General features: G+C 58.8%; 20 protein-coding genes. 11 read left to right on the forward strand and 9 right to left on the reverse strand.

All coding sequences use genetic code 11. The features are described 5' to 3' along the window. The first annotated feature begins 154 nt into the window (after positions 1–154). The 4 genes from QP990_RS11535 (at position 155) to QP990_RS11550 (ending at position 3759) form a co-directional block, all read left to right on the forward strand. Entirely contained in the window at positions 155–382 is a 228-nt protein-coding gene (locus QP990_RS11535) for a hypothetical protein (RefSeq protein ID WP_023022027.1), read from the forward strand. Continuing rightward, the gene (locus QP990_RS11540) at positions 370–1509 is read left to right on the forward strand and encodes a hypothetical protein (RefSeq protein WP_023022026.1); all 1140 of its coding nucleotides are present in this window, start codon (positions 370–372) and stop codon (positions 1507–1509) included. Before QP990_RS11535 ends, QP990_RS11540 begins: the two co-directional genes overlap by 13 nt. A 179-nt stretch (positions 1510–1688) precedes the next feature. Beyond that, a complete protein-coding gene (locus QP990_RS11545; protein WP_023027826.1) occupies positions 1689–2948 on the forward strand; it encodes an HNH endonuclease signature motif containing protein in 1260 nt (419 codons plus the stop codon). Positions 2949–3075: 127 nt separating this feature from the next. Then, positions 3076–3759, forward strand: a complete 684-nt coding sequence (locus QP990_RS11550) for a hypothetical protein (RefSeq protein ID WP_034656462.1) — start codon at positions 3076–3078, stop codon at positions 3757–3759. Here QP990_RS11550 and QP990_RS11555 read toward each other — a convergent pair. From QP990_RS11555 to QP990_RS11565, 3 genes are read right to left on the reverse strand one after another with little or no spacing between them, the layout of a single operon-like run. Beyond that, complete coding sequence (locus tag QP990_RS11555; protein ID WP_023022023.1) at positions 3756–4379, reverse strand: DUF3239 domain-containing protein; 624 nt, start codon at positions 4377–4379, stop codon at positions 3756–3758. The two genes, QP990_RS11550 and QP990_RS11555, sit on opposite strands and share 4 nt — an antisense overlap. Next, entirely contained in the window at positions 4376–6001 is a 1626-nt protein-coding gene (locus tag QP990_RS11560) for a DNA repair helicase XPB (protein ID WP_023022022.1), read from the reverse strand. The genes QP990_RS11555 and QP990_RS11560 overlap by 4 nt, the downstream gene beginning before the upstream one ends. After that, the gene (locus QP990_RS11565; protein ID WP_023022021.1) at positions 5998–8013 is read right to left on the reverse strand and encodes a helicase-associated domain-containing protein; all 2016 of its coding nucleotides are present in this window, start codon (positions 8011–8013) and stop codon (positions 5998–6000) included. Before QP990_RS11565 ends, QP990_RS11560 begins: the two co-directional genes overlap by 4 nt. Before the next feature lie 66 nt (positions 8014–8079). On the opposite strand from QP990_RS11565, the gene QP990_RS11570 reads away from it, so the two are divergent. Then, positions 8080–8265 (forward strand): hypothetical protein, encoded by a 186-nt coding sequence (locus tag QP990_RS11570; protein ID WP_023022020.1) that lies wholly within the window; start codon positions 8080–8082, stop codon positions 8263–8265. Between the two features lie 99 nt (positions 8266–8364). On the opposite strand, the gene QP990_RS11575 is transcribed toward QP990_RS11570, so the two are convergent. Continuing rightward, positions 8365–8994 carry a resuscitation-promoting factor Rpf1 domain-containing protein gene (locus QP990_RS11575; RefSeq protein WP_023022019.1) on the reverse strand — a complete coding sequence of 210 codons (630 nt, stop codon included), beginning with the start codon at positions 8992–8994 and terminating at the stop codon, positions 8365–8367. A gap of 321 nt (positions 8995–9315) precedes the next feature. Here QP990_RS11575 and QP990_RS11580 point away from each other — a divergent pair, with 321 nt between their 5' ends. Continuing rightward, the gene (locus tag QP990_RS11580) at positions 9316–9696 is read left to right on the forward strand and encodes a cold-shock protein (protein WP_005323875.1); all 381 of its coding nucleotides are present in this window, start codon (positions 9316–9318) and stop codon (positions 9694–9696) included. Here QP990_RS11580 and QP990_RS11585 read toward each other — a convergent pair. Both QP990_RS11585 and QP990_RS11590 read right to left on the reverse strand, forming a co-directional pair. Then, the gene (locus QP990_RS11585) at positions 9693–10271 is read right to left on the reverse strand and encodes a DUF2771 domain-containing protein (protein WP_023022018.1); all 579 of its coding nucleotides are present in this window, start codon (positions 10269–10271) and stop codon (positions 9693–9695) included. The two genes, QP990_RS11580 and QP990_RS11585, sit on opposite strands and share 4 nt — an antisense overlap. 6 nt (positions 10272–10277) lie before the next feature. Next, on the reverse strand, positions 10278–11042 hold the full coding sequence (locus QP990_RS11590) for a glutaminyl-peptide cyclotransferase (protein ID WP_023022017.1): 765 nt from the start codon (positions 11040–11042) through the stop codon (positions 10278–10280). 38 nt (positions 11043–11080) lie between these two features. On the opposite strand from QP990_RS11590, the gene QP990_RS11595 reads away from it, so the two are divergent. The 3 genes from QP990_RS11595 to QP990_RS11605 are packed head-to-tail and all read left to right on the forward strand — an operon-like array spanning position 11081 to position 14018. Then, a complete protein-coding gene (locus QP990_RS11595) occupies positions 11081–11749 on the forward strand; it encodes a DUF3027 domain-containing protein (RefSeq protein WP_023022016.1) in 669 nt (222 codons plus the stop codon). A 49-nt stretch (positions 11750–11798) separates the two neighbouring features. Continuing rightward, complete coding sequence (locus tag QP990_RS11600; RefSeq protein WP_023022015.1) at positions 11799–13202, forward strand: NCS2 family permease; 1404 nt, start codon at positions 11799–11801, stop codon at positions 13200–13202. A gap of 9 nt (positions 13203–13211) precedes the next feature. After that, positions 13212–14018, forward strand: a complete 807-nt coding sequence (locus tag QP990_RS11605) for an RNA methyltransferase (protein WP_023022014.1) — start codon at positions 13212–13214, stop codon at positions 14016–14018. Here the strand turns inward: QP990_RS11605 and QP990_RS11610 are convergent. From QP990_RS11610 to serC, 3 genes are all read right to left on the reverse strand, one after another. Further along, the gene (locus tag QP990_RS11610; protein ID WP_023022013.1) at positions 13979–14809 is read right to left on the reverse strand and encodes a DUF6928 family protein; all 831 of its coding nucleotides are present in this window, start codon (positions 14807–14809) and stop codon (positions 13979–13981) included. The genes QP990_RS11605 and QP990_RS11610 overlap by 40 nt on opposite strands. A gap of 2 nt (positions 14810–14811) precedes the next feature. Further along, positions 14812–15687: a septation protein SepH gene (sepH, locus tag QP990_RS11615; protein ID WP_023022012.1), complete on the reverse strand. Its 876-nt coding sequence runs from the start codon at positions 15685–15687 to the stop codon at positions 14812–14814. Positions 15688–15801: 114 nt separating this feature from the next. Next, positions 15802–16920: a phosphoserine transaminase gene (serC, locus tag QP990_RS11620; RefSeq protein ID WP_023027827.1), complete on the reverse strand. Its 1119-nt coding sequence runs from the start codon at positions 16918–16920 to the stop codon at positions 15802–15804. A gap of 159 nt (positions 16921–17079) precedes the next feature. Here serC and QP990_RS11625 point away from each other — a divergent pair, with 159 nt between their 5' ends. Both QP990_RS11625 and QP990_RS11630 read left to right on the forward strand, forming a co-directional pair. Next, a complete protein-coding gene (locus QP990_RS11625) occupies positions 17080–18372 on the forward strand; it encodes a citrate synthase (RefSeq protein ID WP_023022010.1) in 1293 nt (430 codons plus the stop codon). 123 nt (positions 18373–18495) lie between these two features. Continuing rightward, a complete protein-coding gene (locus tag QP990_RS11630) occupies positions 18496–18855 on the forward strand; it encodes an FKBP-type peptidyl-prolyl cis-trans isomerase (protein WP_005323855.1) in 360 nt (119 codons plus the stop codon). Positions 18856–18952: the final 97 nt, after the last annotated feature.

Here is an 18952-nt window from a genome sequence, read left to right on the forward strand (position 1 = left end):
CTAAGCCTGCACACGCTGATGGTACTGCAACCGGGAGGTTGTGGGAGAGTAAGTCACCGCCGACACCAAACAACAAAAACACAACAAAATACAACAAAGAAGAGGACGGTATACCACCGCCCTCTTCTTTCGTCGTTTTGCTAGTCTCAAACGCATGGACCAAAGGCAGATTTCTACTGTGGTGGAACAAGTAGAGCAAGGAATTCAAGGCTTGCAAGACATCGATAAGCTTCTGGCCTATTTAGACAGCTTGCATCCGGATGATCTGGGCGGTGTAGAGTTCCTCGTTGATCGCATGTTTGAAGACGAGCGTAACCAAATATGGGATCTGACGGAATCTCTCAAGGAATTCCTCGCGGATTTAAAGGAATGCCAGAAGTAAGGCAGACGCTTGCCGAAGCAACCATTAACTTTGTAAAGCCCACCGGACTAAACTTGGCTGACCCCGACGATTCTAGCCAGTACGCCGACCAGGTGTGGAAGGTCGGCGAGCTGCTCCAGACCGCCATGTTTGAACCTCATCTTCTAGCCGGCTATGGAATTGAGCCAATAGAGGTTCACGATATCTTCCTAGTGGCACAACGCGCAGTTGACGAAGTTCTGCAACTGTTGCCGCATATTGAGGATTTCAACGACGCCGTGCGTTGGAGTGCCGAGCGTTTGGCAGAGGAACTACCTCATGCAGCTCATCTATCAAAGATTGACGCGCTGTACTTGGCCCAGTGGCTCTTGGGCATTCTTGAGTCGCCGTATGCGGAACTAATAGATATTGACCCGTTGCAGTACGAGGAATCTTTAGGCGTAGAGGGCGTGAAGGAACTTCGCGAGCGGGTGCATGGCGCGTATGCGAGGCGTCGGCTCGCGGTGCTTTCTGGCTCTGTCGAGGACGTATATCGTACTCATACGGACGGATACGAGCAGCTGATTCGCGGCCTTTCGGAGATAGGTCAGTTTGACCTCGCCTATAGGTACTCAGAGAAGGCCATGCTGGCGTTGCCCACGGAGGATACTTTCCATATCGTTACTTTTTGGGCCGCGCTTTGCGACGCCCACTTTCCCCACCGCAGCCCCGCCGTGCACCGGATAGCCTTCGATAGTTTTCCAATGCTATCGACTGCGCGTGGGCTTTTTGCGGCCGTAGGGGACACCGCGTCAGTACTCATCCAGACTCGCCTGCGGGATAAACCATGGGACCTAGCGATGTTCCAGTACGTGTGCCTAAATGATCCGGAGCGTGCTTGGGCAACAGCCTCGGACGCCGCAATTGAATGGAGCTTGGCAGAGCAGCTTCTTCCGGACTTGCCGGACGAGACCATTCCCATTCTGATGCGAAAAGTCGAGGAGCAGTTGGAAAACAAGTACGGTTGCGACCAAGCGTATGAGTTGCTCGGGAAAATCCAAAAGGTTGCTGAACCAACTTCCTTTGAAGAATTCTTGGGTCGGCTAAAGCGGAAGTTTGCTAACTGCCCCGAAATTCGCTCCCTGCTTGCCGGCGTCGACGAACTCTAAACCTTTCCTTTTACCCCCGTTGCCCATTGGCGCTCGACTCTGGGGATCCCTGCGGGTTTAGGTCACCCTATTCGAACAAAAACACCCCCATCGCGCGCATATGTCCGGAAGCCGGGATACTATAAGACCACTGGTTAGAAACCACGTACGAACCACTGCTTCCTGTTGGAGTACACCCCGTGACTGCCACACTATCCCCACCCGAACCTGATACTGCCCTCGACTATCCCGACACCCTCCTCATTTCCAGCCACCCCGATACTGATCTTCTAGGCGAAGATGATGTACCGGAAGCGTTCTACACCACCAACGCACCCGGAAACCACATCGGTAAAGCCGGTACCTATACGCGTAAAACCTCCTGGTTCCTCTACCGCGCAATCCTGCCCCAACTAGACGACGACGTCGACTTAAGCCTCACCAGCCTGGCTAAAGACCTCGGCATCTCTTATAGCAAACTCCTCGGGTATATCCGTGCCCACTATCGCATGCGACAACTACCTCTAGTCACCGAAATACAAGGCCAGCACTGGATACTCGATCTGACCAAATTGCGCATCATCGACCGTGAACTACACCGCCTAGATAGCAACCCCGACCATCTCGAAGCTATCGACGCAGCACTCGCAGACTTCCTCACCCCCACCGCACCGAATCAAACAGTCCCCACTGATGCTGAACTACGCCGCTTCATCCGCGGCTTCATCGACACCCACTTGCGCCCCGGAGACAAAGAAGAAAAGCCGCAACCCACACTCCGCATAAACTACAACCCCGATAACACCACTACACTATCTTTGACCTGCGATAGTGCTACCGCCACAATCATCGCCCGCCATATCGATGTGTACACCAACAAGGCACACACCACCGCAGCGCAGGGCCTTATCGATCTCATCCTCGAAGACACCCACACCAGCGTGGCTATCAACACCTTTACCACCAACCCAGAAACAAACAGCGTCTATGTTCCTGGTGCCGGATGGATAAACATCAACCATGCCCCCACAGACAACACCTTCATCCGCCGGCTTAACGCCGACGAAGTAGACTCCTACATCCCTAACGCCGACATCCGCGCCTACACCCAAGGCAGAGACGCCACCTGCCGCTGGCCCGGCTGCACCATCCCCGCCACACAGTGCCAACTAGACCACCGCATTGAATACCACCAAGGCGGACCGACCAGTCCAGACAATCTAGTAAACCTGTGCCAGCATCACCACAACATCAAAACTGACCGCCGCGTCCACTACATCCTCGACCACATCACCGGCACCATCGCCTGGCTCCACCGAGACGGCACCTACCAACTAGACCACGCCACCGGGCCCCTAGCCACACACCAAACACACTGGAACCACACCTGGGCACAATACCTCGCACTACAACACCAAAGAACAAAAAGAAGAGTGCTGGAGGGCAGAGAGTCTCGTTAAAGTGGACTAATAGCGTAGCGAGGAGGCTGCACACATGAGCTCATTGGCTGATATCGTCTTGCCATCTTTTCGGAGTCGGACCCGATCCTTTCTCGATGAGGATCGGGCAGCTAGGCGCGCGCTGAAGATGCAAGATGGAATTTGCGTGCTCGATTTTGCCGTAGAGGACTCATCGGAGGACTCAGCCGAAGTATTCTCGATTGTGCAAGAGGCGCTGGAGATTGCCGTCGGTGTGATCGCTAACGCGGATGACTCACTTGGCATGCTGAGTGAGGTGGTTGAAGAGCTCATTGAGCTGCACGCTAAGAGCGCACAGCGAGCGAAGCCTGATCCGCTCGTGCTGGCGGAATGGTTTATCGCTTTCCATGAGACCACTGAGGTTGATTATTTCGAGCTCGACCCCGTTGCTTATTCAAAGGTCCTCGGAGAAGATGGACTGGCTCGGGTGCGAGCTTGGGTGGAAAGCGCAGATGCTTTCCGACGCAAGTATATGGAGAAGCGTTTTGCGGTTTTAGATCAGAACGTCGAAGCAATCGTCCGTACACACTTGGCTGAGGACGGCTACGTGGTCTTTTTCGAAGAGTTAGCTAGAGCCTTGGAAGAAATCGGTGAGTATGATGCCGCGTGGGAGTACGCGAAGCGTGGAACCGAATCTGGTTCAGACTGGCAAGCGCGGTCCTGCGGACAATACTGGGTGGATTTAGCGAGGAAATGGTATCCCGAGCGTGAGGAGGACGTCGCAAAGCAGGTGCTTAGTACGTGGCCATTCCTTGAAGCAGTGCTGTATCCAGAAAGGTTTTTGGAGCTCTAGAGAACCAGCAGGTCGAACTTAGTAGCCTTGACGTCGGAAAGGCGCTTGCGGGCGCGCTCGAGGCGCTGCCACTGGTCTTGGGGGATGGATTTGCGAGCGATGGTGACGGTCTCGGCGTCGGGGGTGCCCCAAGCGATGGGCATCGGGGTGATTTGCTGCCAGTGGTTATTGTCTGCGCGGCCGGAAACAGCCGCAACGGGAACCTTGGTGCCTACGGTCCGTTGGGTGCCGGGGATGGCGGTCACGGTGCGCAGACATGCAGCCCAGCGGGGAGGAAGGGAAGGATCCACATTGGTATTCACCAATGCGAGCAAGACCATATCGCGTTCATTTACTTCAGCGATGACGGCCGGCGCAAGGGGATAGGAATCATAGAGTTGCTGGGCGGTGCCAACTTTACGAGCGGCGGCAAAGCCGACGATGGCCACCATGATTCCGAATAGAATCATGCCCAGGCCGATAGTGATGCCCCAGGAAAATCCCCACCAGATGGCCGCGCCGCCGATGATGAGCAGGATGCCCAGTACGAGGCCGGAAAGGCGAAGGCGGTTGGAATCGCGCAAGAGCTCGTTATTGGCCTTGGCAAAGGACTCGTCTACGTCGAACTTGAAGATTTTCATTGTTCTAAGTCTAGTGCGTCGATAAGCCGGTAGGCATATCCTTGTTCGGCGAGGAAACGCTGGCGGTGCACGGCGTAGTCAGCATCGAGGCTATCGCGGGTGACCAGCGAATAAAAGAGCGCCTCTTCTTCCTTGGGGCGGAGTAGCCGGCCAAGGCGCTGAGCCTCTTCCTGGCGGGAACCGAAGGTGCCGGAGACCTGGATGGCTAGGGCGGCCTCGGGGAGATCGATGGAGAAATTGGCGACCTTGGACACCACCAGAACGGGAAGGCTGCCATCCCGGAATTGCTGGAAGAGGCGTTCGCGCTTAGCAGTGGAGGTGGAGCCATCGATTACGGGGGCGTCGAGATGCGCGCCGAGTTCTTTGAGCTGGTCGACGTAGCCGCCGATGATAAGCGCCTGCTGCGGGTGGCGGGCCAAGATTTTGTCGACCGCGCGGAGCTTGGCGGCAGCCTGGGCAGCGATGCGGTAGCGGTCGCGAGGTTGGGCGGTGGCATAGAGCATGCGCTCCTCGGCGTCCATGTCTACGCGGACTTCGATGCACTCGGCGGTGGCGATATAGCCGGCCATCTCGAGCTCTTTCCACGGGGCGTCGTAGCGCTTGGGCCCGATGAGGGAAAAGACGTCGCCCTCGCGGCCGTCCTCGCGCACGAGGGTGGCGGTGAGCCCTAGCCGACGCCGCGACTGAAGATCCGAAGTCATACGGAATACCGGCGCGGGCAGGAGGTGGACCTCGTCGTAGATGATGAGGCCCCAATCGCGGGAATCGAAGAGCTCGAGGGCGCGGTATTCGCCTTTGGTTTTACGCGTGACCACCTGGTAGGTGGCAATGGTGATGGGCTTGATTTCCTTCTTCTCGCCGGAGTATTCGCCGATTTCATTTTCCGTCAGCGTGGTGCGGCGCAGGAGTTCGTCCCGCCATTGGCGGCCGGCGACGGTATTGGTGACCAAGATGAGCGTGGTGGATTCTGCTTTGGCCATGGCTGCCGCACCGACGATGGTTTTGCCAGCACCGCACGGCAGCACCACGACGCCAGAGCCGCCGGACCAAAAGGCCTCGGTGGCGTACTGCTGATAATCGCGCAGCTGCCATCCATCATGATTGAGGGCGATGGGGTGGGACTCGCCATCGACATAACCTGCGAGATCTTCTGCCGGCCAGCTCGCCTTGAGGAGGGCTTGCTTGAGGCGGCCGCGCTCGGAGGGCGGGACGGCGATGGAATGCTCGTCGATGCGAGCGCCAAGGAGCTTTCCGGTTGCGCCACGGGAGAGTTCTTCCAGGATAGGTGGCTCTTCGGACTCGAGAATGAGGCCGTGGGCTGGGTGGGCGTGCAGGCGGACGCGGCCGTAGCGGGACATGGTTTCGGCGACGTCGATAAGCAGGGCTTGGGGGACCGGAAAGCGCGAGTAGTTTTCGAGGACGTCGACGACCTGCTCGGCGTCGTGTCCGGCCGCGCGGGCATTCCACAGCGCGAGCGGAGTAATGCGGTAGGTGTGCACGTGCTCGGGAGCGCGCTCCAGCTCCGCAAAGGGAGCGAGCGCGGCGCGGGCCTCTGCGGCCTGGGCGTGATCCACCTCGAGCAAGACGGTCTTATCCGACTGCACAATTAATGGTCCATTCATGGCTCCAGCGTAACGGAGGTGATCCGGTGCAAGGGAAATCGGATAGTGGAGCCGTCGGAAGAGCGGGCGTCGATTTGCCCACCCGCGACCGTCAGCGGGGTAACGGTGCGGTGCTTTTCGTTGCCGTTCTTATCCGCATAGCCAATGGTGATCGGCCGGGCTGTGCGTGCGGCTGCGTGGACTATATCGAGGCTGGGAGTGGAAGGCGCGGAGTCATCGCGCAGATTGCGCATGGCCTTCGCAATGTCCGGGAAAGCGGTAGCCCGACGCGCGGTGGGGGTCGGTAGCGTTGCAGGTTCGGGTGCAACCGTGAGGCTCGCGCCGTTGTGGTCCTCGGCCGCGGGAGAAAGACCGTGATCGCGCAGCCGCTCCAGCAGGTCGTGTACCGGCAGTTGAGAAATAGCGACGGTGGGAGCAAGCAGACGCAAAGGCGCGGCCTTGAGCGCAATCTGGAGGAGGGCTGGGTCCTCGCTGCGCAGGTAGGACAGTGCCGGGCCGGAGCGCAGGGTGCCGTGGCGCTTGGCGACGTCCCCGATATGGAACTCCAGCGTCTGCGGCACCTCCCCGTGGGCTGCGAAAAAGGCGTGGATTTCCTCCCCAGTCATTCCGCGATCAAGGCCGCGGCGAAGGGAAGCGTCCGAGATGCGGTAGACACTGGCCAAGCCGGGGGATTCAAGGTCCGCGACGGATTCGAGCCGTTGGTGTGTTTCTGGATCGAGCGGTCCGGGAACCAATACGGTCATATCTGCCTGAATTAGAAAGTAGTCAACCGTATCTGGGGTCAGGCGGGCGGCGGCCTCGGGGCCCTCGATAAGCACGCTGGTGGGGCGCTCGAGGGCGATTGCGCCGATCCACTCGGCTTCCGCACGGAGCTCGGCGATAGTCTCGTCCGCGGTATGCGTGGCAAAGAGTGGGAAGTGGAAGCGGAGGGCTTCTTCGAAGGAGGGTTTCGCCCCACGCAGATAGACCTGCAGGACCTTATCCCTAAAGCTCGGCAGGCGGTCATTGGTGTGCGCTAGAGTACGGTCTTCGCTGGTCCACGTGGAGGTTGTCCATGATTCGAACAGGAGCTGCCACTTTTCGGCGAGGCTTGCATCGAGCCAGGTTTGGGCGAGCTCCGTTGGGGCGAGGAAATTGCCCTCCATGTTTTTCGGCTCGCCGCGGCTTAGTAGGCGGGCACTCATGCCGAGTTCGATGAGGCGGCGCAACTCCTCCTCGCCAATGTTAAGGGTCTTGCTTAATCCGGTGAGCTGGCGAACGCCGACGGTCTTGTCTTTGAGGAGTTCTATCGGCCGAGCGCCTAGGGAGTCAATGACACGCTGCATGCCGCGCACGACGGATAACCCGGCTGCAGTGCCAGCATCATCGGCCTTGGAATCGGGGGAGGGGGATTCAGTTATTCCCTCCACAGGGATAGGCGCGGTGGTTTTGCCGTTCAGCGCAAGGTGCACGGCGCGTGGCAGGCGGACGGTGGTTGAGTCAACGCGGTGGAGCAGCTGCTTGGCGATGAGCCGCGGGATTGGTCGGGCCGGATCCGCATCAACGGCTGCGTCCCGCGTGGTACCGAGGCCATTGGACCGGGACAGGGTCTCGAGGACCTTGCGCTCTTCAGCTGGCAGCTCGGCAATATCTTCTGGGCCGACTCGCAGCTGTTCGAGCAGAGACCAGCCCGTGGGCAAAGCAGGCATGACCTCAGGCGGAATAAGGACGTTGCCGTACGCTAGTCCGCGCTCCTTGAGCTGGCGGGTGGTCTCCGGATGCAGATCTTCTACCTCCTCGAGCTCTCCGCCACGGCGCGCGATGTCCTCGATTTCCGCGAGCAGCTCCGCGGAGCAGTCCATAAGGGCTCGTGCGATAGAGGTGCGCAGCAGGAGCCGAGTGGCGAGCGCGGCGATACTTGGGGGTAGTGGATTGAGCACATCTGGCCGGTTGCGGAGGACTGTTGCCAGCTCTTCTTCGTCAAGGGAGGCAAGCCACGTGCGGAAATGCGGAAGATGGGAAGACTGAGTCATGATGACTTCCCAGTTTAGCTATCGATTGAGTTACGTTTTTGCGCAAGGTTTGAAATAATAGGGACTATGTCGAATGAGAAGAAGGGTCACGTTTCCCCGGCTTGGCCGAAGAACGAAAATCGCGAGCACGCAATCACGGAAATCTCTGCGCCTTTTGCTGGTGCATCCAGCCCCTACGGCGATGATCTGATTTTGCCGATGCCGGCAGAGAAGCTGAACTACGTTCACCCTTATACTCGCATCAACCGCTAAAGCATTCCCCCGCCTCGGTGTGGGGGAAGATTTGTATCTAGCGTTCCCTCACGCAGAAAAGGCCCCCTGCATGAGCAAGGGGCCTTTCTTCGCTGTGTCTTAGCGGGTGATGTTCTCAATCATCTGCGCAATCGGGTCGATGACGTTGCGGTTGGCAGAGTAGAAGTTGTTGAAGTCGTGGCGGTTAGCCTTGTACAGCTCGGTGAACTGTGGAGGCAGAGCCAGGCCGTAGGAGTTAGCGGCATCCTTGATGGTGTTGTACAGGGCATCAACGGCCAGCTCATCGGACTTCTGGGCAGCAGCCTGCTTAACCGGAGCCGGTGCCTGGGCCGGAGCCTTAGGTGCAGCGGACGGAGCGGTGCGCTGGGTAGGAGCGGAGTTCAGGCCAAGGGAAGCGGAGCAAGCCGGCCATGCGCCCCAGCCCTGGGAAGCAAGTACGCGCTCAGCAACAACGATCTGCTGCTCGCGGGAAGCCTGGTCAGCGGTAGCTGCGAACTCGCCGCCGCCATTAGCCTGCCAGGTCTGCTGGTTGAACTGCAGTCCGCCGTAGAAGCCGTTGCCGGTGTTGATGTGCCAGTTGCCGCCGGCCTCGCACTGTGCCAGGCGGTCCCAGTCGGAATCTGGGGCAGCAGATGCGGTTGGTGCCATGATGGCAGCAGCGGCGCCGAAGGCGACGGTGCCGGCGGTGAACTTAGCGGCCATACGGTTCTTAGCGGAGTGGCGTCCCATGTAGTTAGTCCTCTCTGTGTGCCCGCATTAAGTGCAAAGAATATGTACCAAAAAGAAAGGGCGGGCGAGGGCAACTTTCTTAACGGCTCTTAAATGTCTGGGGGACAGCGTAGCGGTTTATAACGAAAGTGTCACGTTATGGACACTAAATGGGAAAGGAATGGGGCGAATGTGGCGCGTGCGAGGACATTTGTGCAGGTGAATGGCAATATGTGATCTGTGACACATAGTAGAGGTGTGTCGCGTTAGCGTGCGCGACTTCTGTTGTTTTGACCAGGCAGCTAAAATAAAGATTTTCCCCTAGAGAAGAGGTGGGTACCTATGCCTATTGGCAAAGTGAAGTGGTATGACGCCGAGAAAGGTTTCGGTTTCGTCAGCAACCCGGGCGATGAAGACGTCTATGTCGGCCGCAACGTGTTGCCTAAGGGAGTAGAGGAGCTGTTCCCAGGCCAGCGCATCGATTTCGATTTCGCGGCTGGCCGCCGTGGTCCGCAGGCGCTGCGGGTCAAGGTATTGGATAAGCCGCGTCGCCGCACGCCGGCCCGCAAGCCCGAGGAACTCGGCAGCATGGTCTCTGATGTAATGACTTTGCTGGAGTCACAGATTCAGCCGGTGCTCAATTCCGGCCGCTACCCGGAGCGCAAGACCGGCCGCCAGGTAGCAGAAATCCTTCGCGCAATTGCGAAGGATTTGGATAGCTAATCAGAAGCCTTCGTGGATTCCTCCGCGGAGGCTTCTCGTTCTTTATCGGTCATCGTGGTGAGCGACCACACGGTGGCCAAGGGGGTTTCGTCACCGTTGTCATCGGTGCCGATCATCATGGAGGAAATCTCTACCACCTTGAGGCGGGGGCGTTTGCCGGTGGAGGCCTTGATGGGCTCTACCGATCCGGGGATTGATACTTCAGTAGTCTCGTTCGCGCCGTGCGCGGTTTCATCATTGGCGGCGGGGTCATCGTAGATGGAGAGAATCTTCCATTCATGATCAGAAATCTCTTCGGGGATTTCCAGCTTGAGGGTGTCGTCTTCCCCTACGGTGAGGTTCGGGACCTCGCCCTCCGGGCAATCGGCGCCGGGCTCGCACGCGATATAAGGGGCGAAGTCGATGGAATTATCGCCCACGGAGGCGGTCACTTTGATTTCGCGCGGATCGGGACCCGGCCGCTGGTTCCACCAGTTCTGGAAGATCACTACGGCGGCGACGATGACTGCCACGACCACGATGAGGGCCAAGATCTGCAGCAGCGACTTTTTCCTTGCTTCCTTACGGGTTGCCATGGGCCTTTACCTTACTCGAACGTGGAAGAGTTCTTTCCACCGCTTGCCGGTAAGCCAGAACTCATCGTCTTTGATGTGCGCGATGCCGTTGAGGACGTCATCGGGGTCGGTATAGCGGGATTTATCTATGGCGTCGGTGGAAATGACGGCGGTCACGCGGCCGGTGGAAGGATCGATGCGGTAGATATTGTCATCCATCCACACATTGGCATAAACGGAATCGCCCACGCACTCCAGCTCATTGATGTCCTCGAGGGGTTTTCCTTCCAGGCTGACGTCGGTGGTCGAGCGCTCCGCAAAAGTTTCCGGATCCATATGCCGCAGGGTAGCGGAGCCATCGGACATGAGAAGATCTTCGCCGTTATTACACAGCCCCCACCCTTCACCGGTGTAGGAGGCGGTATCGACCTGGCGCAGGTCCTGGTCGTATTTCAGGGTCTGGCCGGATTTCCAGGTCAACTGCCAGATGGAATCTCCGGCCTGGGTGATGCCTTCGCCAAAGTAGCGGTTATCCAGGTGCGTTTCGGCTAAGGTTTCGCCGGTTTCGGGGGAGAAGCGCTCTAGGCGGGATTCGCCCCATTGGCCGGTGCCAAGGAGCAGGTTGCCGTCCGGATCGGTTTCGAGGCCTTGAGTAAAGGAATTGGCCGGCAGGGAAGCGGTGCCTAAGACCTCCACGGAGAGGTGCTCAACTTCGGGTTCTGCATGGGTAGAGGAACAGGCAACGAGGGTGCAGGGCAGGAGAATGCAGGCGGCGCGGGAAAGAAACGACATGCACCATATGTACCACCGTGTACGCCCCATAATGAATAATGAGGGGCGTGAGTAAGCGAAAAGCAAATCCGTTGATCGATTCCCGCGCCGTGCGCATTGCGCGCGAGGCGCTGGATGAGGTGGGGGAAGGGGGCGTCGGCAAGCATATCGGCGTCGCTGGGATAGGCCGAAACGTTGCTACCCACCGATTTGAAGCAGAGATGCCTGGCTACCCCGGCTGGGAATGGCAGGCGGTGCTCGCCTGTGCGGAGGGATCGCGCTACGTCACCGTCAATGAAGTGGCGCTGGTGCCAGGCGGGGAGGCTCTGCAGCCGCCGGAATGGGTGCCCTATGAGGATCGCGTGCGGCCGGGCGACCTTGGGCCGGGTGATTTGATGCCACCGGCCGTAGATGATTCCCGCCTGGACGGCGACAAACTTTCCAAGTCCGGCTTGGACGACGCCAAGAAGCGCTGGCGCACCGAGCGTGGCCCGAATACGGATATGGCGGCCAAGGCGCGCCTGCAATGCCGCACCTGTGCGTTTTATGTAGAGCTGATGGAAAACTACGGCGTCTGTGCCAATGAGTATTCCGCGGACGGACGGGTAGTGCACTCGCGTTATGGTTGTGGCGCGCATTCCCAGACACGGGTGCGGGAAGAAAAGAACCCCGAAGTTGCCTTCGATGATGAAAAACCCATCTTCCAGGATTTTGATTTCGAGGACTAAGACAGCACACTTATGGCGTAAGACTCGCTGTACGTGAAAGGCGCAGGCGTTGAAAGCCACTCTCGATCGCTACTTCCATATCTCTGAACGTGGTTCCTCCATTGGAACCGAGCTACGCGCGGGAACGGTCTCGTTCTTCGCCATGGCCTATATCATTCTCTTGAATCCGCTGATCCTCGGCACCACCGAAGATGCAGACGGCTACGCGCTGGGCGTGCCGCAGGTTGCTGCCGCCACCGCGCTGGTCGCGGGCGTAATGTCTATCCTCTTCGGCGCTATTGCCAAATACCCCTTCGCCATGGCCGCCGGCCTGGGCATGAATACCTTCGTGGGCGTGAGCATGGTTGCCACCAGTGGGCTGACCTGGCAGGAATCGATGGGTCTGGTGGTTATCGAGGGCATCATCATCGTTCTGCTGGCCATTTCCGGTTTCCGCACCGCCGTCTTCGACGCCATCCCGCAGTCCATGAAGGCGGCGATGGGCGTAGGCATCGGCATGTTCATCGCCATGATCGGCCTTGTGGACGGTGGTTTTGTCACCCGCGTGCCGGACGCTGCGCATACCACCGTGCCGGTGGGCTTGGGCATTAATGGATCGATTTCCACTTGGCCGGCGCTGGTCTTTGTCATCGGCCTTATTATCTGTTCCTTCATGGTTATCCGGAATGTGCCGGGCGGGCTTTTTATCGCCATCGTGCTCACCACCATCATCGCTTTTATCGTGCAGGCATTTACCGGCTCCGAGGACTGGGGCATGGCCGCGCCCGTCAAACCAGAAGCGCTGGGCGGGATTCCGGACTTGTCCATTGTGGGCGATGTGAACCTGGTAGGCGCCTTTACCAAGATCGGCGTGGTTTCCACCGTCTTGCTCATTTTCACCCTGTTGCTTACCAACTTCTTTGATGCGATGGGCACCATGACCGGCTTGGGCAAGCAAGGCAAGCTTGTCGACGCCGACGGCAACCTCCCCGATATGAAAAAGGCCCTCGTCGTAGAAGGCTTTGGCGCAGTGGCCGGTGGCCTGGGCTCTGCTTCTTCCAATACCGTCTTCGCGGATTCCTCCGCCGGCATTGCCGATGGCGCCCGCACCGGCCTGGCCAACCTCATGACCGGTGTTCTGTTCCTCGCCGCGATGTTTTTGACCCCGCTTTATGAAATCGTGCCCATCGAGGCCGCCTCCCCAGTGCTGGTCATCGTCGGCGTGATGATGGCCGCGCAGCTGACCGAGATCCGCTGGACCAAGATGGAAATCGCCATCCCCGCCTTCTTGACCATTGTGACCATGCCCTTTACCTATTCCATTGCCAACGGTATTGGCGTAGGCTTTATCTCCTTCGCGCTCATGTCCACCTTTGCCGGTAAGGCCAAGGAAGTGCACTGGATCATGTGGCTCTTGGCCGGCCTCTTCGTGATTTTCTTTGGCATGGATCCGATATCCAATGCCATCGGCTAGCCTAAAGGCATGCTGATTACTGACCCCGCAGACCCTCGCCTGGACGATATTCGGAATCTCAACAAATCCGATAAATCCGGCGAGGGTCTCGTCATTGCAGAGGGCCCGCTGGTGGTCTCCCGGCTGGCCGAATCCCGGTTCCCCATGCGTTGCTTGGTGGGCTTTCCTAAGAAGCTGGAAGCATACGTTTCCGAGTATGGCGAGCCTGAGTGCCCCATCTACGAGGTCTCCCGCGAGACCCTCGCAGAGGTAGCGGGCTTTGATATGCACCGCGGGCTTGTCGCCGCCGCGGACCGCGCCCCAGAGCCGGATCTGGGAGAGATTTTGAAGACCGCGAAAACCGTCGCAGTGCTTGAGGGCGTGGGCGATCACGAGAATATTGGCGCAATCTTCCGCCACGCCGCCGGCATGGGGGTGGACGCGGTGCTGCTCGGCTCAGGGGCGGCGGATCCGCTCTATCGACGCTCGGTGCGCGTATCCATGGGGCACGTGCTGCGCTTGCCCTTTGCCCATTTGGAAGGCGGGTTCACCACGTGGCAGCGTTCCTTGCAGGCGCTTGCCGACGCCTCCTTCACCCTCATTTCCTTAACCCCCAACCCCCAAGCGGTGCATTTGGCCGAGGCCATGCATGGCTTGGATAAGGTGGCCATGCTCGTCGGTGCGGAAGGCCCTGGCCTTACCGAACACGCAATGAAGGCCACCGACGTGCGCGCACGCATACCGATGGCCCCTGGTACGGATTCCCTCAATGTGGCGACGGCCGCCGCCATTTCCTTTTATGAACGCCAGCGCTCCTTGAGCGACCTAAACGTCTGAGCGCCCCAATTGCCGATGAGGGAACCCAGATGCTTCGCAGTGGAGATGATCTCCTCGCCCGTGGATTCCGGCTCGGCGCTGTGGTCCTCGTAGTCATCATAATCGTTCAGACCCAGCTTATTGGCCGACTGCGCAGCTAACTCGCCTACGGTCCGCTTCGGCTTCGGCGGGTCGATCTTCGGCTCTGGGCGGCCGTCAACCGCGTAGCCCACGACGTCCAGATCCGGGCCATCGTGTCCTACCTCGATGCCGAGCCAGTACTCCTGGGCCGCCTCCATGATGCCCTGCGGCTCGAAGGGCAGGGAAATGCCACCGATCGGTTCGTACTTTTCTCCTGCCCAGTAGGGCGCCTCGAAAGGCTCTGGCAGGCCGGTGTCTTCATAAAGGTGCTCGCGCGTAGCGCACAGGCAGCGCTTGAGCTGGCCGCCCTCCCACAGGGCGAAGCCGGCATAGCCTTCCTTTTCATTACTCGCCAGCGCAATGACGCGCTGGGCGGGGACCGCATTGAGTAGGGTTTCCGGCAGCTGAGAGAGGAGGACGGAGTCACCTTCGCACACCGTCTGTACCACGGTGATGCCGGGGTAGCCGCCGATATAGTACTCATGTGGATCCGTCTGCGCGGAGCGGTTAAGCGGGAATTGCCCAATCGGGGTGACCGGGAAGGTTGGGTCTAATTGGGCGAGGAATTTTCGCCCAAAGCCGCGATCCGCCTTGGGCTCGGTCTTTAGCACCTCTTCTGCGTTGGGCTTAGAGATGTACCAGAGAGTGAGTACTGCGTGAGAGATGTCCACGATTAGTCCCTAGGGCGCTTGGTATTGGAGCGAACGCCGAGGAGTACGTCCTCCCAATGCGGAGTGACGGCCTTGCGGCGGCGCTTGGCGGGCTTTTCTTCCGGGGAGGGGTTCTGTAGGAACTCCTCTTCCTCGGGCTCTTCCGGCGGGGTGGTTGGCGCAGTGAGGTCAGTGACGTTGCTGGGCTGATCGCCGTCGATAGCTTCGTCGTAGCGGCCACTGCCCAACGAGGTCAGCGAGCGCACCGGCTGTACGAAGTCCGGGTCCGTTAGGTCTGCGGCCACCGAGTTGCGGGCCTCCACCGTGGCGGGCGAGGACATGGACTGCTTGAAGTACCACTCGGCTTCGTTCTCGGACAGGCCGGCCTTCCACGTCACGCGCACGATCCAGGCCTCGCCCTGGTGGCGGTAGGCGTCCCAGGTGGACTCGGACAGTGAGTGTCCGCGAGCGGCAAAGGCGGTAGCAAGAACCTCCCACAGGGTGAGCTTGGCTGGGCCGTCCTCGCGTACCGGGTGAGCCTGCTTGGCAATCTCCGCGATGCGGTTGCGCTCCAGCATGACCGGGTAGGCGAAGGGTTCAATGCGGGACTCGGGCACGCCCATTTCTTCCGCCACTTCCGCCGCGGAGGCACCGGCGCGGATACGGTTTTGAATCTCCGCCGGGCGAATCTTTGCCTCTTCAACCGGCTCCGGTTTGGCGGGCTTGGCAAGGCTGATGGCGGGAGCCGCCGGCTCTTCTTCCGGGGTTTCCTGCTGCTCACCCTGCAGGACCTCGCGCAGTTCATCGGTGATGGAGAGGAAAAACTCTTCGCCGTCTTCGGTGCGCAGCACCAAAGAGGTTTCAGTCGATTCGCTGTCAACTGGGAACAGCTCGCGCATAATAGGGCGCTCCTTTTGCCTATCGACGGCGGACAATTCTGTGATGCATTCAACTATAACGTGAAAAAGCCCCACAGCCTGCGAGGTGGTGGGGCATGTTGAGAGAGTGATGCGTTACTTTGCATCCAAGACGTAGTCAATACACTGGGTGAGCCTAGCGATATCCTCCGGATCAATGGCCGGGAACATACCGATGCGCAGTTGGTTGCGGCCCAGCTTGCGGTACGGTTCCACGTCCACGATGCCGTTGGCGCGCAGGGTGGCGGCGAGCGCTGCGGCATCGACGGAGTCTGCAAAGTCGATAGTGCCCACCACGAGCGAACGAGAAGCAGGATGTGCGACGAATGGAGTGGCCTCCGGGCGAGATTCGGCCCAGCGATACAGGGTGGTAGAGGATTGCGTGGTGCGCTTTACCATGTCGTCCAAGCCTCCGTTCTCATTCATCCACTGGATTTGGTTATCCAGCATGAGCAGGGTGGCAATCGCCGGGGTGTTATAAGTCTGGTTCTTGCGCGAGTTATCCACTGCTGTTTGAAGGTTGAGGAAGTTAGGGATATAGCGCTCAGAGGCGTTGATCCTTTCAATCCGCTCTAGGGCGGCGGGGGACATGGCGGCTAGCCACAGGCCGCCGTCAGAGGCAAAGCATTTCTGCGGCGAGAAGTAGTAGACGTCCGTGTCGGCGATATTTACGGGCAGGCCGCCTGCACCAGAGGTGGCGTCTACAACCACTAATTGTTGGTCGTTGCGCGGGTGTGGGCGGGTGACCTCTGCCATCGCACCGGTGGAGGTCTCATTATGCGCCCAAGCAACCACGTCCGCCTCCGCGGAGAGATCGCCTACGTCGGGCACGGTGCCCGCGGGAGCCTCCACGATGGACGGGGCATCAAGCCAAGGGGCACCCGCGGCAGACTTTGCAAACTTAGTGGAAAACTCGCCAAAGGTAAGGTGCGCGGAGTGGCGTTCAATGAGTCCGAAAGTGGCGGCATCCCAGAAAGCGGTGGCGCCGCCCACAGAGAGGACAATTTCGTAGCCTTCTGGCAACGAGAAGAGAGCGCTTAATCCTTCCCGTACCGAACCTACGAGGTTTTTGACCGCAGGCTTGCGATGGGAGGTGCCCATAACCTCGGGGTCTATGGCCGCAAGTTGGTCGGGACGAATCTTGGAGGGGCCGCAACCAAAGCGGCCGTCGGCAGGCAGGAGATGGGCGGGCAGCGAAAGTTCTGGAGTGCTCATGAGTGTCAGTGTAGGACAGTTCCGGTCGAACGGCAGTTATTTTAGTCGACCGAAACTTGTAGGCGGCGTCACAAAGTTTGCTAAACTGTGAAGAGCTATCCAACTAGCTTCTTTAAGTTAGTGCCTAATAATGACTCTCACAAAGAGAAAGGAACTTCCGTGGCTTCTGAAGACAACAAAGTAGTGCTCCAGTACCCAGGCGGCGAGTACGAGATGGACATCAAGCAGTCCACCGAGGGTGACTCCGGCTTTGACATCTCCAAGCTCCGTAACGAAACCGGACTTGTTACCTTCGACCCTGGTTACACCTCCACCGGTTCCACCGAGTCCAAGATCACCTTCATTAATGGTGAAGAGGGCATCCTGCGCCACCGTGGCTACGACATTGCAGACCTTGCAGAAAATGCTTCCTTCAACGAAGTTTCTTACCTCCTGATCAAGGGTCACCTGCCCAACGAGGAAGAGCTCAGCCACTTTAATAAGGAAATTCGCCACCACACCCTGCTGGATGAGGATTTCAAGGCCGCGTTCAACATCTTCCCGCGCAACGCACACCCGATGGCGGTGCTAGCTTCCTCCCTTAACATTCTCTCCGCTTACTACCAGGACCAGCTCAACCCGCTGGACCCAGAGCAGCTGGATAAGGCAACCGTTCGCCTGCTGGCTAAGGTGCCAATGCTGGCCGCCTATGCCTACCGAGCTTCCCAGGGTAAGCCTTATATGTACCCGGATAATAGCCTGAACGCCCGCGAGAACTTCTTGCGCATGATGTTTGGCTACCCAACCGAGGAATACGAGGTTGACCCGGTCGTAGCTAAGGCCCTGGATAAGCTACTCATTCTGCACGCTGACCACGAGCAGAACTGCTCTACTTCCACCGTGCGCATGATTGGTTCCGCGCAGGCGAACATGTTCGTCTCTATTGCTGGCGGCATTAACGCTCTGTCCGGCCCACTGCACGGTGGTGCAAACCAAGCCGTTCTGGAGATGTTGGAAGATATCCAGAACAACCACGATGGTGACGCTACCGACTTCATGAACCGCGTGAAGAATAAGGAAAAGGGCGTTCGCCTCATGGGCTTCGGCCACCGCGTGTACAAGAACTACGACCCACGCGCTGCCATCGTCAAGGAGACCGCACACGAGATCATCGATCACTTGGGTGGCGACCCGATGCTGGATCTGGCCATGAAGCTGGAAGAGATTGCGCTGAACGATGACTACTTTGTCTCCCGCAAGCTCTACCCGAACGTGGACTTCTACACCGGCCTGATCTACCGCGCCATGGGCTTCCCGACGGACTTCTTCACCGTCCTCTTTGCTATCGGCCGCCTGCCGGGCTGGATTGCTCAGTACCGCGAGCAGCTGGAGATCAACACCAAGATCAACCGTCCGCGCCAGATCTACACCGGCGAGTCCCTGCGTAAGGTTACCCCACGTAACGAGCGCTAAAGCGCCCCGCGGGTTCGCCGAATTAAGCCGAATCGGGTGGTAGCACCTATAATAGGTGCAGCTCGGTTCGGTTTTTAATGCGACCGCACGAACAAACTAGATTTCCCAAGGAGAATAATCCCCATGGATAAGCCTGTTATTGAAGCCCAGTCTGGCCCAGCGCCGACGGACCTTGTCGTAGAAGACATCGTCGTCGGCGACGGTGCTGAGGCACAGCCTGGTGCCGTAGTGGAGGTCCACTACGTCGGCGCTGAATACGAGACCAACCAAGAATTCGATTCCTCGTGGGACCGTGGCCAGTCCATCGAGTTCCCGCTGACCGGTCTCATCGCCGGCTGGCAGGAGGGCATTCCGGGAATGAAGGTGGGCGGACGCCGCAAGCTCATTATTCCGCCGGAAAAGGCCTATGGTCCTGCCGGCGGTGCGCACCCGCTATCCGGCCGCACCTTGGTCTTTATCATTGACCTCATTCGCGCCGACTAGAAGCGCTCAACCCCAGGGTTTGAACTGCTCCCCATTAGTTGGACTGAGAAATCAGTTACCTACTAGTGGGGAGCAGTTGTATGCGTGAACGTAGTTC

Origin of the sequence: Corynebacterium sp. MSK071 (genome assembly GCF_030232125.1) — a bacterium.
In the GTDB taxonomy this organism is placed as follows: domain Bacteria; phylum Actinomycetota; class Actinomycetes; order Mycobacteriales; family Mycobacteriaceae; genus Corynebacterium; species Corynebacterium kefirresidentii.

What these genes read in the sequence shown, in the direction of transcription:
- QP990_RS11535 (WP_023022027.1), top strand. Translation starts at nt 155, where the DNA reads ATGGACCAAAGGCAGATTTCTACTGTGGTGGAACAAGTAGAGCAAGGA.
- QP990_RS11540 (WP_023022026.1), top strand. Translation starts at nt 370, where the DNA reads ATGCCAGAAGTAAGGCAGACGCTTGCCGAAGCAACCATTAACTTTGTA.
- QP990_RS11550 (WP_034656462.1), top strand. Translation starts at nt 3,076, where the DNA reads ATGCAAGATGGAATTTGCGTGCTCGATTTTGCCGTAGAGGACTCATCG.
- QP990_RS11555 (WP_023022023.1), bottom strand. Translation starts at nt 4,379, where the DNA reads ATGAAAATCTTCAAGTTCGACGTAGACGAGTCCTTTGCCAAGGCCAAT.
- QP990_RS11560 (WP_023022022.1), bottom strand. Translation starts at nt 6,001, where the DNA reads ATGAATGGACCATTAATTGTGCAGTCGGATAAGACCGTCTTGCTCGAG.
- QP990_RS11565 (WP_023022021.1), bottom strand. Translation starts at nt 8,013, where the DNA reads ATGACTCAGTCTTCCCATCTTCCGCATTTCCGCACGTGGCTTGCCTCC.
- QP990_RS11570 (WP_023022020.1), top strand. Translation starts at nt 8,080, where the DNA reads ATGTCGAATGAGAAGAAGGGTCACGTTTCCCCGGCTTGGCCGAAGAAC.
- QP990_RS11575 (WP_023022019.1), bottom strand. Translation starts at nt 8,994, where the DNA reads ATGGGACGCCACTCCGCTAAGAACCGTATGGCCGCTAAGTTCACCGCC.
- QP990_RS11580 (WP_005323875.1), top strand. Translation starts at nt 9,316, where the DNA reads ATGCCTATTGGCAAAGTGAAGTGGTATGACGCCGAGAAAGGTTTCGGT.
- QP990_RS11585 (WP_023022018.1), bottom strand. Translation starts at nt 10,271, where the DNA reads ATGGCAACCCGTAAGGAAGCAAGGAAAAAGTCGCTGCTGCAGATCTTG.
- QP990_RS11590 (WP_023022017.1), bottom strand. Translation starts at nt 11,042, where the DNA reads ATGTCGTTTCTTTCCCGCGCCGCCTGCATTCTCCTGCCCTGCACCCTC.
- QP990_RS11595 (WP_023022016.1), top strand. Translation starts at nt 11,081, where the DNA reads ATGAGGGGCGTGAGTAAGCGAAAAGCAAATCCGTTGATCGATTCCCGC.
- QP990_RS11605 (WP_023022014.1), top strand. Translation starts at nt 13,212, where the DNA reads ATGCTGATTACTGACCCCGCAGACCCTCGCCTGGACGATATTCGGAAT.
- sepH (WP_023022012.1), bottom strand. Translation starts at nt 15,687, where the DNA reads ATGCGCGAGCTGTTCCCAGTTGACAGCGAATCGACTGAAACCTCTTTG.
- serC (WP_023027827.1), bottom strand. Translation starts at nt 16,920, where the DNA reads ATGAGCACTCCAGAACTTTCGCTGCCCGCCCATCTCCTGCCTGCCGAC.
- QP990_RS11630 (WP_005323855.1), top strand. Translation starts at nt 18,496, where the DNA reads ATGGATAAGCCTGTTATTGAAGCCCAGTCTGGCCCAGCGCCGACGGAC.